7 protein-coding genes are annotated in these 16,238 nt (G+C 60.2%); 2 read left to right on the top strand and 5 right to left on the bottom strand.

The genetic code is table 11. From position 1 onward, the window contains the following. The first annotated feature begins 22 nt into the window (after window positions 1-22). Both BLR92_RS01605 and BLR92_RS01600 read left to right on the top strand, forming a co-directional pair. Window positions 23-727 (top strand): transglutaminase-like cysteine peptidase, encoded by a 705-nt coding sequence (locus BLR92_RS01605; RefSeq protein ID WP_245703894.1) that lies wholly within the window; start codon window positions 23-25, stop codon window positions 725-727. Between the two features lie 46 nt (window positions 728-773). Next, a complete protein-coding gene (locus BLR92_RS01600; protein WP_089724853.1) occupies window positions 774-2,681 on the top strand; it encodes a bifunctional diguanylate cyclase/phosphodiesterase in 1,908 nt (635 codons plus the stop codon). Window positions 2,682-2,751: 70 nt separating this feature from the next. Here BLR92_RS01600 and BLR92_RS01595 read toward each other — a convergent pair whose 3' ends face one another. The 5 genes from BLR92_RS01595 to BLR92_RS01575 all read right to left on the bottom strand — a co-directional run bounded on the left by BLR92_RS01595 (window position 2,752) and on the right by BLR92_RS01575 (window position 16,201). Further along, a complete protein-coding gene (locus BLR92_RS01595; RefSeq protein ID WP_245703891.1) occupies window positions 2,752-3,048 on the bottom strand; it encodes a tryptophan synthase subunit beta like protein in 297 nt (98 codons plus the stop codon). 142 nt (window positions 3,049-3,190) lie between these two features. After that, window positions 3,191-11,791 (bottom strand): retention module-containing protein, encoded by an 8,601-nt coding sequence (locus BLR92_RS01590; RefSeq protein ID WP_089724849.1) that lies wholly within the window; start codon window positions 11,789-11,791, stop codon window positions 3,191-3,193. A gap of 182 nt (window positions 11,792-11,973) precedes the next feature. After that, window positions 11,974-12,591 (bottom strand): response regulator transcription factor, encoded by a 618-nt coding sequence (locus BLR92_RS01585; RefSeq protein WP_089724847.1) that lies wholly within the window; start codon window positions 12,589-12,591, stop codon window positions 11,974-11,976. Continuing rightward, complete coding sequence (locus BLR92_RS01580; RefSeq protein WP_089724845.1) at window positions 12,588-14,045, bottom strand: HlyD family type I secretion periplasmic adaptor subunit; 1,458 nt, start codon at window positions 14,043-14,045, stop codon at window positions 12,588-12,590. The genes BLR92_RS01585 and BLR92_RS01580 overlap by 4 nt, the downstream gene beginning before the upstream one ends. Then, entirely contained in the window at window positions 14,042-16,201 is a 2,160-nt protein-coding gene (locus BLR92_RS01575; protein ID WP_089724843.1) for a type I secretion system permease/ATPase, read from the bottom strand. Before BLR92_RS01575 ends, BLR92_RS01580 begins: the two co-directional genes overlap by 4 nt. Window positions 16,202-16,238 lie beyond the last annotated feature (37 nt).

The raw sequence follows: 16,238 nt of genomic DNA, 5'->3' as shown, positions 1-16,238 counted from the left end.
GTGCGAAACCCAGGGATTCCTAGTGCCTCCACCTTACCTAGGCAACGCCTTCGACCCTTCACGGCGTCGCCTGTTGATCGGCGTCGGAGCCACGCTCTTGCTGTCGGCCAGTGGCATGCTGGGGCTGGCGACCGGGGCAATGGACCCACAGCGCATGCGTACGACGATGACCGAGCGCTACGGTCATCAAGGCGCACAGACACTCGATGCCTGGCTGAACCTGCTGCGCAAACTGGAGGGCCGTGACATTGCCGATCAACTCAAGGGCGTCAATGACTTCTTCAACCGCCGGGTGCGCTGGCTCGACGACAGCCAAATCTGGGACGAAGAGGATTATTGGGCCACGCCACTCGAGACACTCGGACGCGGCGCGGGCGACTGCGAGGACTACTCCATCGCCAAGTATCAAACACTCAAGAAGCTCGGCGTGCCCGGCGAGCGCCTGCGCATGATCTACGTACGTGCGCGGCTCGGTCGTAGCAGCATCACCCAGGCGCACATGGTGCTGGGCTATTACGCCACTCCCGGCGTCGAACCGCTGGTACTCGACAACTTGCTACCGACCATCCTGCCCGCCGGTGAGCGTGACGACCTGAGCCCGGTGTTCAGCTTCAGCAGCGATGGCCTGTGGGCGGGAGGTTCCTCTGAATCACTGGCCATTCCCACCCAGCGGTTATCGCGCTGGCGAAACGTATTGCTACGCATGTCGGCAGAAGGGTTCCTATGAACGCACAAGATGCTTTCGATAATGAAGTTCACTGGAGCGTGCGCAAATGTCGCTGATCACACGGCTTTGGCTAGCCATTTCGTTGATTCTGGCGCTGGCCTTCGGTGGCAGCCTGTTCATCGGTATCGTCGCCAGCAAGCAATACATCGAGCAGGAACTGCACATAAAGAACGCCGACAATGCCAACGCCCTGGCGCTGTCGTTGAGTCAGCTCGACAAGGAGCCGATCATCGTCGAACTGCTCATCGCCGCGCAGTTCGATACCGGCCACTACCAGCGCATAGAACTTATCGCCCCGGATGGAAGTGTTATCGAGCGCCGAGTCAGCGATACCAATATCGGTGACGTGCCGGACTGGTTCATCGATCTGGTAGCTTTCTCGGTTCCCGCCGGCACCGCGGTCGTTCAGGATGGCTGGCGGCAATACGCCACCGTCAAACTGCAAAGCCACTATGGCTATGCCTATCGTTCACTATGGCAAGGCGTCATCGATCTGATGCTGTGGTTCGGCCTGGCGGCGTTGACCAGCGCCGGGCTGGCCTGGTGGGTGGTGCGCTCCATTCGAAAACCGCTTCGAGCCGTGGTTTCCCAAGCTCAGGATATCGGCCAGCGCCGCTTCACGACGTCTCATGAGCCGCGCACGCGAGAGTTGCGTCAGGTCGTCGTCGCCATGAATCGGTTATCGAATGCCGTGCGCACCATGCTGGCTGAAGAGACCCGCAAGCTCGATCGGTTGCGTTGCAAGCTCCAGCAGGATGAAGTCACCGGTATCGCCAGACGCGATTACCTGCTCAGCCGTCTCGATGCCATGCTGGGCAGCGACGGACAACGCGCGGCCGGCCACGTAGTCATGGTACGCCTGGCCAATCTGAATACACTCAACTCACGGCTGGGCTACGCCGCCACCAACCGCGTGCTGGCCGATATCGCCGCTCAGCTAGAGAGTCTGGCAACAGGCTATGATGAGGGGCAGGCCGGGCGACTAAATGGCAGCGATTTCGCATTACTGCTACCCGGTAGCATCGACGCCCGAAGCCTGATCGAAGAGCTCAAGACACGGCTGCACCCGCTGACACAAGCGTTCGACAGTAATGTCGAACTACCGCTATCACTGGTCGCCTACGCTCGGGGCGATAGCCGCGCAGCGCTACTCAGCGTACTCGATGGCGCACTGGCCAAGGCGGAGACTGGTAGCGGCCGAGCCATCGAGGTCGCTACGACCGACGCCAAACGCCTGCCTTATAAAACCCACGACGAATGGCGTCATGCACTGAAGCGGGCACTCGAAAACGATGAGATCACACTCTCCCACTACCCCGTCGTCGACAGCGAAAATCAATTACTACATTACGAATGCCCGGCACGGCTCAAACTCGAAGGCGAGTGGCAAACGGCCGGCTTGTTCCTGCCTTGGGTGAACCGTACCGATTTGGGTAGCGATTTCGACCTGATGGTCGTCGAGATCGCACTGCGGGAAATCGCCGAGAAACACATCACGCTGGGCATCAACCTGTCGGGCGAGACGATTCGCGATACCGGCTTTATCGCCGCACTTCATCAACGCCTCAGAGACTACCCGGCACAAGCCGCACAGCTCTGGGTCGAACTGCCCGAGTCGGCCGCCGTAAGACACATGGATGCCTTTCGCACGTTATGCCACGAACTCAGGCCGTATGGCTGCAAGGTGGGTCTGGAACATGTCGGCCCGGAGTTCGGCAAACTTCAGGACTTGCACGATCTGGGGCTCGCTTATATCAAGGTCGATGTCTCGTTGGTTCGCAATATACACCTGCAGCCACAGGCACAACCGTTCCTGCGCGGTATCGCCACGGTCAGTCATGCTATCGGCATGCTGGTGATTGGCGAGGGCGTGACGGGCGATGAAGAACGCGAAACGCTCTTCGACCTGGGGCTCGATGGTGTCACTGGGCCGGGCGTGCGTATTCGAGATTGATGCTCGCCATGCTGTCACGGAAAAAATATGGCGCCGGGGCTCGGTGCCATATCAACGGTAAGCTTGGTGTCTAGATCAGCCCCACGTCATCCTGGTCGCCGATAAGATCGACGCTATTGACCTGGCGGCGCAACGACTGACGAGACATTAGCTTCTCGCGCGCGGCATCGGGTAGATCGGTGAAACTGATCACGCCCTTGGCAACCAAGAGTTCGATCACATCCTCGAGCACGCGCACGAATTCAAGATCGGAGCTACGTAACTGACGTAGCTGCTCATCGGCATCACGCTCCAGAAACGCCAACACCTCCGGCGCATCACTCGCAAGAAACTCCGTGCAGTCCGGCGTCGCGTCATAGCTGACCATGATAACCCCACCTTCGATATTGCGTTTAACGTACATGGCTCACCGATGCCCTATGAGAATGCTAACTATTTGATGACCATCATCAACGTGTATTGCACAATCGAACCCCACACTGCCGGGTGTGGAGTTCGAAAATCAACGATTAGATATCGATCTGGCCCTTGGCGATAAGGTCATCGACAAAGACATCGGAACTCTTGCCACCCATATCGACACCCGCCAGGCTGATCGTTTGATCGGCATTTGCATGGTTACTGCCCAGGTTGCCCGTCGTGCTGATATGCAACGTGGTCGAGCCGCCATCCTGGGTTGCCTGTATAAAGCTGGAAATGTCGTCGCCACTCTCATGATCTTGCAGCAGCTCTGACAAATCGAGCTTATCACCTTCGCCGGCATTGAAGTCCATTACCGTATCGCTGGCCGGCGCGGCTACCTCGCCTTCGTCGCCAAACTCCCAGGCGAAGGTATCGGCACCGAAGCCGCCATATAGCGTATCGCTACCGGTTCCGCCGGTCAGGGTATCGTCGCCGCCCTGACCATAGAGGATATCGTTACCCTCGCCACCGTTGAGGGTATCGTTTCCACCGCGGGCATCTCCGCCAACATTCAGCGCCTCATGATTGGCCTCAATATAGTCGTAAAGCTCAGCATCGGTTGGCGAATGGCCATTCTGCAGCTTCAGAAAGGCCTTCAGTGCCTCCAGGCCAGAGCCATCGGGTAGGTCAGACGACAGGTTATCGGTATTGATGGTATCGCCGAAGATGATGTCGTCGCCCTTGCCCCCGTCGATGGTGTCATCACCTACATCAACAGGGTCGATGCTGGTAGAACCACCCTGCAAGGCAGCATCCAGATCGTCAGCGTTGTTAACGATGCTGACCTCGCCGACCGGGCCGGTTACGACGGCTGGCTGGGTTAGGGTTACATTGTCGATGCTGACATTGGCATCTTCTTCAAAAATCCACCCACCTGTCTTATCTTCAACTGTGTAGACCAGTTGATACTGGCCCGGGCCAATATTATCGAATGTGACTCTACCCCAATCATCCGAGCCATGGTGATCAGTGGCTTCCCAATCGCCGCGATTAAATTTCTCTAAACGCCAACTAAAATTATCCTCACCCCACCAACTAAAACCTGATATATCATAATCAAAACTCAAGGACGAATTACTATTAGCGATCATTATCGGTGAACTGATCGCTGTTGTGGCACTATCATCATTTTCATCTGTTATGGATAGGTCGTCACTCACTGTCTCGGTCTTCGTCCCGAAGCTAACCGTCCCGTCGGTGGGAGATACTTTGGTATTATCGAAGAATTTTAGGTACTCTTCGTTGATTCCGTCACCGATACCAATGCCATGAACAGTGCTGATATCGCTGAGTCCCTCGAAAGCATCAACCGAGTTCTTGAACGTATCGTAATCGGTGTTGTTTCCGTCACCCCTGACATCACCATCATCGTCCAGGTAATAGGTAGGTTTGCCATCAGTCAGGAAGAAGCTCAGGTTCTCATAACCGTTGCTCTGATCGCCAAACCAATCAGTAGCATCGTTAAACCCAGCCTCGTAGTTGGTTCCACCATCAGCATCCAGGTCATCAATGGCAGCCAGAATATCCTCAATTCCACTCTCAGTTATATTATCAAATGTTTCATAAACTGAATTTGAGGCAAAAGAAACAAGTTGGATATTGATCGTACCGTCATGGCCTTCCATCTGATCAACCAGATTTCCCATTGCCGCCTTGACGAGCTCCATTCGAGTCAAGCCAGGTGTACCAGAAGCCTCTTCCATGCTTCCCGAAGTGTCGATAATCAATGAGATATTATAATTCTTTCCTGGCTCCACCGTCGTTTGCGTGCCACCGGTATCACCAAGAATAATATCGCCGCCGAAACCACCCGGGACATCATTATCGTCGTTGGGCGTAGTTTGGGGGACGATTAACCTACCTTCCTCGGTGCCGGTGATGGTGACGACGATGTCGTGGGTGGTGCCGTCCACCGTGGTCACGGTGAAGGTTTCGTCCTTGGTCTCGCCATCGGCCAGGTACTGGACATCGGCGTTGGCGACTTCGTAAGTCCAGCCACCGTTGGCGGTGATCGTCAGGCTGCCCAGGGCGCTGGGGCTGGCTTGCACCGAGCTTGGGTCGAACGTGGCTTCGCCATCATCGGTGTCGGCGACGCTCAGCGTGCCGCTGTCGGTGAGATGGGAATCATCGTTAACGTCGATGTCTTCGGTCACCGCGCCTAGATCATCGCCGCTGACTTCGGCGGTGTCATTGACCGGCGTGACCGCGACCGTGACGGTCGTCGTCTCGGTGTTCCCCGCCGCCGTGGTCACCGTGTAGGTGTAGCTGTCCGGCCCGTGGTAGTTCGCCGCCGGCGTGTAGATGATGCCGGCGTCGGTGACCGTCACGCTGCCGTTGGCGCCCTGCGTCACGCCGGTTACCTTGGCACCGGCGCCGAAGGTGTCGTTGGCCAGCACATCGGTGGTGACCGACGCGTCCTCGGCCACGGTAATCGTGTCGGGGTTGGCATCGCTGACCGGCGTGACCTCGATCGCCACGGTGCTGGTGATTTCTCCACCCTGGCCGTCGCTGACCGTCACGCTGAAGCTGTCGTCACCGTGGTAGTCGGTGGTCGGCGTGTAGGTGTACTCGCCGCTTGCGCTATCGAGTTCCACCGTGCCGTGAGCCGGTCCGTCGCCCAGGCTGTAGGTCAGCGTGTCGCCGTCGATATCCTCGGCTGCCACGCTGCCGTGGACCGCGGTATCTTCCTCTGTGGTCACGGCGAAGTTGCCGCTCTGCGGGTCGTAGTCGGGGTTGTCCGGGATGAACTCGGGCACGTCGTTGACCGGCGTGACCTCGACTGTGACGGTGGCGGTGTCTCCCGCCGTGCCGTCGCTGACGGTGTAGTCGAACGTGGCGTCGCCGTTGTAGTTTTCGGCCGGGGTGAAGGTGATGCTGCCGTCGGTGTTGAGGACGACGGTGCCGTTGCTGGCGTTGCTGACGCCGGTGATGGTCAGCGTGTCGCCATCCGCGTCGTCGTCGTTGGCCAGCAGCATGTCCGGCTGGATGACCAGCGCGGTGTCTTCCGCCGTGGTCAGCGCATCGTCGGCGGTATTGGTGGTGGTGTCGTCACCTCCCGTCGGGATGTCGTTGGTGCCGGTGATGGTGACGACCACGTTGTGCTCGGTGCCGTCCACCGTGGTCACGGTGAAGGTTTCGGTCTTCTTCTCGCCTTCGCCCAGGTACTGCACCTCGGCGTTGGCGACTTCGTAGCTCCACTCACCATTGGCATTGATGGTCAGGCTGCCCAGCGCGCCTTCGCTGGCCTGCACCGCAACGCTGGTGTCGATCGTCGACTGGTTGGTGTCGGCGTCGTCGATGACCAGCGTGCCGCTGTCGGTGAGCTGGAAGTCATCGTTAACGTTGGCGTCTTCGGTCACCGCACCCGTGTCATCGCCGCTGACTTCGGCGGCGTCTTCGGTGCCGGTGATGGTGACGCTGACTTCCTGCGTGTCACTGCCATTGTGGCCGTCGTCGACCGTCACGCTGAAGGTCTCGGTGATCCTCTCGCCACTGGTCAGGGCCTGAACCGCCGGACTGGCGTTGTTCAGGGTGTAGGTCCATTGGCCGCTGGCATCTACGGTGAAGCTGCCGTAGTCGGTGGTGCTGTCTCCCGTGACCGACCAGGTGTGGGTGTCGCTGGTGTCGACGTCGGCCACGCTGAGTTGGCCCGTGGCGCTCTGCGTGGCGTCCTCGGTTACCGCGCCGCTGGCCTCGCCGCTGATCACCGGGGCGTCGTTGGTGCCGGTAATGGTGACGACGATCGACTGAGTGTCGATGCCACCATGACCGTCGTCGGCCTGCACCGTGAAGGTGTCGGTAACCTCCTGATCCGCCGCCAGGCTTTGTACGGCATTGCTGGTGTTATCCAGGACATAGGTCCACTGGCCATCGATTCCCACGGTGATCGTGCCGTAGGCGCCGGTGACCTGGCCATCGCCATCGCTGTCGCCGTCCACGCTTCCGGTGTAGCCATCGGTGGTATCGATGTCGCTGAGATCCAGGTCTCCGCTGACGGTCAGCGCCGCGCCGCCGTCCTCGGTGACCGCGCCACTGGCCTGGCCACTGATCACCGGGGTGTCGTTGGTGCCGGTGATGGTGACGACGATGTCGTGGGTGGTGCCGTCCAGCGTGGTCACGGTGAAGGTTTCGTCCTTGGTCTCGTCCTCGGCCAGGTACTGCACCTCGGCGTTGGCGACTTCGTAAGTCCAGCCACCGTTGGCGTTGATCGTCAAGCTGCCCAGGACGCCTTCGCTGGCCTGCACCGGAACGTTGGTGTCGATCGCCGATTGGTCGGCGTCGGTATCGACGATCTCCAGCGTGCCGTTGTCGCTGAGCGTCGGGACGCTGGCGTCTTCGGTGACCGCGCCGCTGTCATCGCCATTGATCACGGGCACATCGTTGGTACCGGTGATGGTGATCGTCACCGTCTGGGTGGCGATGCCACCGTTGCTGTCGTCGACTTGCACGCTATAGGTTTCGGTGACTTGGTCCCCCGCTCCCAGATTTTGGGCGGCGGCGTTGTCCAGCGTGTAGACCCACTGGCCAGTTTGATCGACCGTCAGCGTGCCGTAATCACCCTGGCCATCTCCGCTCAGGCTCCAGGTGTGACTGTCACTCGCGTCCACATCGGTGACGGCCAGCTGCCCAGTGGCGCTCTGCGCCGTACCCTGTTCCTGGTCGGCTTGACCGTCCTCGGTCACCGCGCCACTAGCCGCCCCGCTAATCGTCGGCACATCATTGGTGCCCATGATAGTGATGGTGACGTCGTGAGGGGTACCGTCTACCGTGGTCACGGTGAAGGTTTCAAGCTTGGTCTCACCCTCGGCCAGATACTGGACATCGGCGTTAGCGACTTCGTAAGTCCAAGTACCGTCGGCGGTGATGCTCAGGCTGCCCAGGGCGCCGGTGCTGGCTTGTACCGGGACACCGGTGTCGATCGCCGATTGGTCGGCGTCGGCATCGTCGATCTCCAGCGTGCCGATATCAATGAGTTGCGAATCGTCATTGACGTTGATGTCTTCCGCCACCAACCCATCGTCAAGACCCTTAATCTCCGGTGCATCATTAGTGCCGGTGATGGAGACGACGATGTCATGGGTGGTGCTGTCCACCGTGGTCACGGTGAAGGTTTCGAGCTTGGTCTCACCCTCAGCCAGGTATTGGACATCGGCGTTGGCGACTTCGTAGCTCCACTCACCGTTGGCGGCGATGCTCAGGCTGCCCAGAGCACCGTTGCTGGCGACCGGGGCCACACTGGTGTCGATCGCCGATTGGTTAGCGTCGGGATCGTCGATGACCAGCGTGCCGCTGTAGGTCAGCATCGGATCGCTGGCGTCTTCGATCACCGCGCCAGTGTCATCGCCACTGATCGTCGGCGCATCGTCGGTACCGGTGACAGTTACGGTCAGCGTGGCTTTGTCGGTTCCACCGTCGCCATCGCTGACGGTGTAATTCAGGCTGGTAGTCTTGCTCTGATCGGCAGCTAACAGATCGAACTCCCCATTGGGGTCAAAGCTGTAGCTGCCATCATCGTTGAGTGTAAAAATACCGCCATTGTTACCGGCGATCGCGGTACCTACTTTACCAGTATCTCCATTGATTTCCGTGATGGTGAGGGTATCGCCGTTTTGATCGGTGTCATTGGCCAATACACCATTTTCAGCATCTACGCTTAGCTGCCCGCTCTCATCAATGGCGTCTTTATCACTGTTGGCTTGAGGGGCATAGTTGACGGTATATCCGCGAGTATCGGCAGCGCTGAAAACATTACCGACTGCGTCACTCCCCGTGACACTGGCAGTCACTTGATTGTTGTCGGCTAGCAAACTCCCCGGCACACCGATACTAAAGCTGCCATCCGCTTTGACTTGGCCGGCTATCTCCTCATCACCGATAGTGAGAGTGACGATGTCACCTTCGCGGGCATCGTCACCGACCGTGCCCGTGATGGTGATCGTCTGTGAACTCTCATCGCCGTTGATTTCATCGTCACCGGCGATCTCATCGATGCTGATCGTGGCACTGGCCTGCGTATCGACGGAATAATCACGTGTCGTGCTGGCTTCATAGTCATTGCCTGCGGCGTTCTGGCCGCTAACGCTAGCGCTAATCTGATCGAACTCACCCAGCGTACCGCCGAATACCTGGATGCTGTAGTTGCCCTCGGCATCGACCTGACCTTCAAAGCGGTTTCCGCCCACGTTCAACGTGACTGTATCGCCCTCGCGAGCATCAAATTCTACCGAGCCGGTGATGGTAATCTGCTGCCCATACTCCGCATCATTGATAACGTCATCGCCGGCGATCATATCGATGGTAATACTGGCCTCAGGCTCCGCCGCGCTATCGGGCGGCGTTTGATAGCCGATCAACGACGCCGATGAGTCCACCGTCAAGGTCGCGCTCGCGTCACCGCCCTGGTCATCGACGATGGTGTAGTCGAAGGTGTCCTGCACGGTGATACCGGTAACAAGATAATCGCCGCCGTCATTCTCCGCGTTTTCACTTCCATTCTGGTAATCGAGGCTCTCGAAGGCGATGAACTGAAAATCGCCATCGACATCGTCGGCGCCGATAGTCACGGTGCCAACATGGTTACTGCCGTCTTCGTAATCCACGGATTCGGGACCGAACTGGCCGGAGCCGACGAGATTGCCGCTCGCGTCATAAGCGAACCATTGACCGGATTCGCCACCGCTTTCGTCATTGAACAGGCGTGCCACGCCAAACGTCACGCTGTTTACCGGAGCGCCAAGATCGGCTATTAGCACATCCCCGGTTTCGCTGATTTGCTCCGGCCTGGGGTGATTCGGCGCCCCCTCACTTACGCCAACACCCTCCTCGGTGATCGATACGCGCTGCTGCGCCTCGCTGCTTAGCGCGAAGTTACCCAGCAAGTTGCCGTCAAGCTGCTGCCCATCAGAGCCGTTGAATCCATAAAGCACGGGCGTGCTTAGAGTGGAGGTATAGGTATATGCGCCGGTTGAATCGATCTGTAGCGTGCCATAGAGACCATCGACAGTGAGCGAGCCGCCGTCGGCCAGAGTATTTCCATCAACCTGGCTGACCCGAATGATATCGCCGTCGATATCACTATCGTTACTCAGTACGCCCTGGCCATTCTGGCCACCCGTTGCCGTGACAGAACCACCAACGCCAACACTGTTGGTATCATCTTGGGCCACCGGGGCGTCGTTGACCGGCGTGACATCGACCGTAACGCTGGCAGTGTCGCTGGCCTGGCCATCGCTGACGGTGTAATCGAACGTCGCCTGGCCGTTGTAGTTGGCATTCGGCGTGAATGTGATCTGCGTCACGCGCCCGGCATTGTCGCTGGTCGCGGTAACCGTGCCGACCACATTGCCCTGGGCGTCGCGGGCCTCGCCGTCGACGGCGCCAATGAACAGATCGTCGCCATCCACGTCGCTGTCGTTGGCCAGCAGAGTCTGCGGGTCGATGCTCAGCGCGGTGTCTTCCGGCGTGGTCAACGCATCGTTGGCGGCATCGGCAGTGTTGTCGTCATTGCCCTGCGGGGTATCGTTGACCGGGGTGACGGCGACCGTGACGCTGGCGGTGTCGCTGGCCTGGCCGTCGCTGACGGTGTAGTCGAACGTGGCCTCGCCGTTGTAGTTCTCAGCCGGGGTGAAGGTGATGGTGCCGTCGGCGTTGAGCACGACCGTGCCATTAGTGGCGTTACCGACACCGGTAATGCTCAGCTCGTCGCCATCCACGTCGCCGTCGTTGGCCAGCAGCGTCGCCGGGTCGATGATCAGCGCGGTGTCTTCCGCCGTGGTCAGCGCATCGTCGGCGGCATTGGTGGCGTTGTCGTCACCACCCACTGGGGTATCGTTGACCGGCGTTACGCTCAATTCCAGCGTCGCGGTGTCGCTCAGATCGCCATCGCTGACGGTGTAGCTAACCACCGGCACCTGGCCATTCCAGTTGGCGACGGGGGTGAAGGTGTAACTACCGTCACCATTAACGACCAGCGAGCCGATGCCCTCGAGCATGGCAGTCTCGCCAGCCTGATAACCAACGCCATTGACCTGGAACTGGGTAACCGTCAACGCATCGCCGTCGATATCGCTGTCGTTGGCCAGCACATTGCCATTGAGCGAGGTGCCTTCCAGGCCCGAACCGCTATCGTCAGTTGCCGTGGGCGCACCGTTCTCATCGATCTCGTCAGCCAGCGCCAATGATTCGCCTTGTGCGTCGATCAAGGTGTCGAGCTGTGGGGGCTGGTAATCGAAAGCCAGCGAATCGGTATCCAGATTGATCCGCGCCAGGCGCACGAAGGTATGGCCGCCGCCTTCGCCGCCACCACCCAGACCCGCCGCCGTGGGGTCGAGCACGTCGAGCAAGTCGCCCTCGCCCGCTTCGATGGCTGCGAGCAGCGCTTCGACGCTCTCGTCCGTGGTAGCGGCTTCGTCCTCAGGAACGGGGTTGTCGGCATTTAGCTCGGCAAGCATCGCGATCGACTGACCAGGGCCGATCGCTACCGGCTCGGCATCACCGAAGTCGAGCCGCACCCGGCCATTGTCCGAGGTAATCAGCGTTTCGCCTTCGAGTAAAACATCGCCGGGCTCAAGAACGCGAAGATTGCCGTCGGCATCACGGGCCCAAGCCTGCCCGGTTACAGAGAGAACGGTAGCGATCGGTGTACTCATGAAGGTAACTCCCGGGCGATGAATGATGACTAGTGACTGACAAAGTCACGGGTCGACCTGCGATAGCCTCAGACTAGGCAAGCCGCTTCGCAAAAAGTATTGGACCGAAGGACAGGTAACAAAATGTAATCGAACGCAAGTTATTTGGAACAAACCACCGGTGCATCATTGGTCGTTGAGCGTCAGCTAGTGACGCTCGCCTCCTGACCCGACAGCGTCAGTATCAATTGCATACGATCGCGCACGCGCAGTTTACGAAACACCGCGCCCAGGTGCGCCTTGACGGTACGCTCGGTAATCTCGAGCTTGCGGGCGACTTCCTTGTTGCTATTGCCGGCGGCCACGGCCAACGCCACATCACGTTCGCGCGCGGTCAGGCAAGCCAGGGCTTGCGTGTTCGCCTGGCTGGCGCCGCCCAGGGCACGATAGGTCGAGCCCACCACCTGGCGCAGCAACTCCGGCCACACCCAAAGCCCCTGATTGACAGTGACCAACGCGACCTGGCGTAGCAACGCAGGTGCCGATAGCGCATGCGCATAGCCCCGCGCACCGGCATTCAAGGCCTGAAAAGCCTGGGTGGCATTGGGCTGGTGCGATAGCGCCACGAGAATGGCGCCACGCTGAACCAGGCGCTCAGTTAAGCCCGGCCAGTCTTCGATATCGGTCATGATCCAGACATGATCGCCAGCGCCGGCCTGGGCTCGCACCTGTTGTGGCGAGCACTGACGCGCGCCGGGAAACGCCTCGCTCCAGCGGGGGATGTCGTCACGACCTTTGCTTACGAAGAGGTGTCTGTTCATCGCTCTGTCAGCGCATTGCCCTTGATACGAAGAATCGGCTCGAGCAGATAGTCGAGCACCGTGCGTTTGCCGGTACGAATATCCACCTGCGCCGTCATCCCCGGAATGATTGCCAGATCCTCGCCCAGCGTGCGGTCCTTGGTGCGCACCCTCACCAGATAGAACGTGTTGTCATCGTCATCGGTAATCGTGTCGGCGCTGATATGCTCCACGGTCGCCGGCATACCGCCGTATTTCGTGAAGTCGTAAGCCGAAAACTTGACGAAAGCCGGCTGGCCGGGATGCAGGAAGGCGATATCCTGCGGCGCGATGCGCGTCTCGACCAGTAGCTGCTCATCAGTCGGCACGATCTCCACCACCTCCTGGCCAGGCTGCACCACGCCGCCCAGCGTAGTGACATATAGTCGCTGCACGACGCCATCCACCGGCGAGCGAATCCCGGTCATGCTCACCTTGTCGCGCAGGCCGACGCTGCCTTCCTCGAGCGCGGCCAATTGGCCCAGTGTTTCGGAAAGCTTGGTGCGCCATTCGTTTTGCATCTCCAGCTTGACTTCGCGCAAATGGCCTTGAGCCTCTTCGACTGCCGCCTTCAGGCGCGCCACCTGGGCACTGGCCTGATTGCGCTCACCGCGCGCATTGGATACCTCGCGCCGCAAGCGCAGAATATCGACTTCGGAAACCGCGCCGGAGCTCAATAGCGGCTGGGTCATGTCGAGTTCCTGAGAAGCCAGGCTGAGCGCCCGGGAAGCCTGATCGAAACGCGCTTCGGCGGCGTTGAGCTCTTCACGATTCTGGGTGATCTGCTGCCTGGCAATCGCCTGGGCCTGTTCGAGTTCCTGCTGGCTGGTGTCGAAAAGCTTGCGCTCATGGCTGGCCAACGCCGGCGCTTTCTCCATAACCTCTTCAGATGGCACGAAAGGCGAGTCGGTGGTCAGCGCGCGCAGACGCTCGGCCTTGGCTTTCAATGCCAATGACTGAGCCATCGCCTCGCGATAGGAGGAAACGAAGCGCGTCGGGTCGATCTTCATCAGCAACTGGCCCTGTTCCACCAGCTCACCTTCCTCGGCCAGAATCTCTTGTACGACGCCGCCATCGAAGGATTGGATCACCTTGACCTGGGATGACGGGATCACCCGCCCGGCCCCCCTGGTCACCTGAACGATTTCGGCGACATAGGCCCACGCCAGCAGGCCCACCACCGTCAACACCATCAGATACAGCAACCCCTTGGCACGCATCGGGTCCTGCTGCATGCGCGCCCAGTCGGCATCGCTGGCCCAGTCGCGATCGAGATGCGCCGACGATACCCAGCGCGCGAATAGCCGATCGATCAGCGGGCGAAACGGCCTGCCGCCAACCTTGGAAACACGCCCCATGGCCTCGAAGCCGCGCTGCTCCGCACTGCTTCCCGTGTTTTCGTTCCCCGCGTTACTCGTCCCCGCATTACCGATCATAGCGCCGCCCTGCCGACCTGGCCGTTACGCAGCGCCTCGACCACCTGGTCCTTGGGACCGTCGGCCACCACCTTGCCGGCATCGATGACCACGATGCGATCGACCAACGACAGCAACGAGGTACGGTGCGTCACGATCACCAGCGTCTTGGGTTTTGCATAAATCGCCAGCTCGCGCTTGAAGGCCTCTTCGCTAGCATGGTCCATGGCACTGGACGGCTCATCGAGCAGCAGAATTTGCGGGTCGTGGGCCAATGCACGGGCGATCGCCACGCCCTGGCGCTGTCCGCCGGAAAGCAATTCGCCACGCTCGCCGACCGGCATCTCGATGCCCTGCGGATGGGCATTGACCATGTTTTCGATACCGCTGACCTCGAGGGCATGGAGCAGTGCCTCGTCATCGATGCCATCGCTGCCGCCCGCGGCGACGATATTGTCGCGCAGCGAGCCGAAGAACAGGCTGACATCCTGCGGCACGTAGCCGATATGGCGGCGCAGATCGATGGGGTCGAACTGACGGATATCCACGCCGTCGACCATCACCGCCCCGGCCGTCGGCTGATAAAGGCCCTGCAGCAGCTTGTTGAGTGTCGACTTGCCCGAACCGACCCGACCGAGAATCGCCACTTTCTCGCCGGCATGAATCTTCACCGACAGGTCGCGCAGCGCGTCACGTTCCTCGTTGGGGTAGCGCAGCGTCACGCCACGCAATTCGAGCTGCCCGCGCACCTGGGCACGGCTGACGTATTGGTGTCCTTCGGAGCGCTCCACGGGTTTGTCCATCACTTCGTTGAGCGAATCCAGCGCCGTGGAGGCATTGTGATACTGCGCCATCAGCGCCGCTGCCTGGCTGATCGGCGCCATCGCCCGCGATGAAAGCAGATACGCGGCGATCAGCCCACCCTGAGACAGATCGCCCTCGATGATCATGAACACGCCGATCACGATGATCGCCACCGCCACGCTCTGCTGGGTCCATAGCGCCACGCTGCCCACCGATGACCCCAGCAGGCGCATCTGCGCCGAGGTACGCGACAGATACGCCGTGGTCTTTTCCCATAGCGCCTGAATGCGCCCCTCGGCGCGCAGCGCCTTGAGCATTTCCAGATTGGCCAGGCTTTCGACCAGCGTGGCGTTACGCTGCGCGCCGACTCGCCAGGTCGTCTCCGAAAGCGCATGCATCTTGCTCTGCGCCGCCAGCGCATAGAGCAGCACGAACACCACGCCAACCACGATGGGGATCACCAACGCTGGACCGATCAGCGCGATGATCACCGCGAACAGCACCACGAACGGCAGGTCGACCAGCGCCACCACCGTCGCCGAACCAATGAAGCCACGAACTGATTCGAACGATTGCAACGTCGCTGCGAACGAGCCGGTCGAGGCTGGCCGCGCCTCCATGCGCATGCCCAGCACCCGCTGCATCAATGCCGATGACAGCTTCACATCCGCGCGGCTGGCGGCCAGGTCGACGAAGGCATTGCGCGTCAGGCGCAGCGCCAGATCGAAGCACAGCACCAGGGCGATACCCGCGCTCAGCGCCCATAGCGTGGCGCTGGCGTGATTGGGCACCACCCGGTCATAGACGTTCATCACGTAAAGCGGCATAGCGATGGCAAACAGGTTGATCAACACCGAGCCAATCAGCACGTCGCGATACAGCCGACGATTTTCCAGAATTACGCCCCAGAACCAGTGGTGCTGCTTCTGCTTGGAAACCTGGGGGCCGCGCGCGTCGAAACGGAACTTGGGCCGCGCGTAGATGGCGCGACCGCTATAGCGCGCATGCAGCTCATCGATGGGCACCTCGACGGCGGCATCGTTGAGCTCCGGATAAATCACTCCAGCCAGGCGCTTGTCGACATCTAGCCATAGCAGCACGCAGGCCCGCCCCGGCTCGAGCAGCAAAATGACCGGGAACAACTGAGGATTGAGACGTACCAGCGCGCAGCGCGACTGACGCGCCGTCAACCCGGCTCGCGCCGCCGCGCGCGGAAACACCCCCGGTGTCAGTTCGCCATCTTCCAGCGGCAAGCCGGCGAGCGCCGCCTCGCGGGTCAGCTCACGATCGTGCGCGCGTGCCACCGAGCGCAGGCATTCGAGCAAATCCCCACCACCCAGGCGGCTGTCGTCTAGCTTGATCTGGCTGGTCATGTTATTTCATCACCCTAGCGTTGGCATGCCGCCGGTA

It is taken from the genome of Modicisalibacter muralis, assembly GCF_900102945.1.
Classification (GTDB): Bacteria; Pseudomonadota; Gammaproteobacteria; order Pseudomonadales; family Halomonadaceae; genus Modicisalibacter; species Modicisalibacter muralis.
The sequence above is the reverse complement of the archived record's forward strand: the minus strand, read 5'-3'. Positions and strand labels throughout refer to the sequence as shown.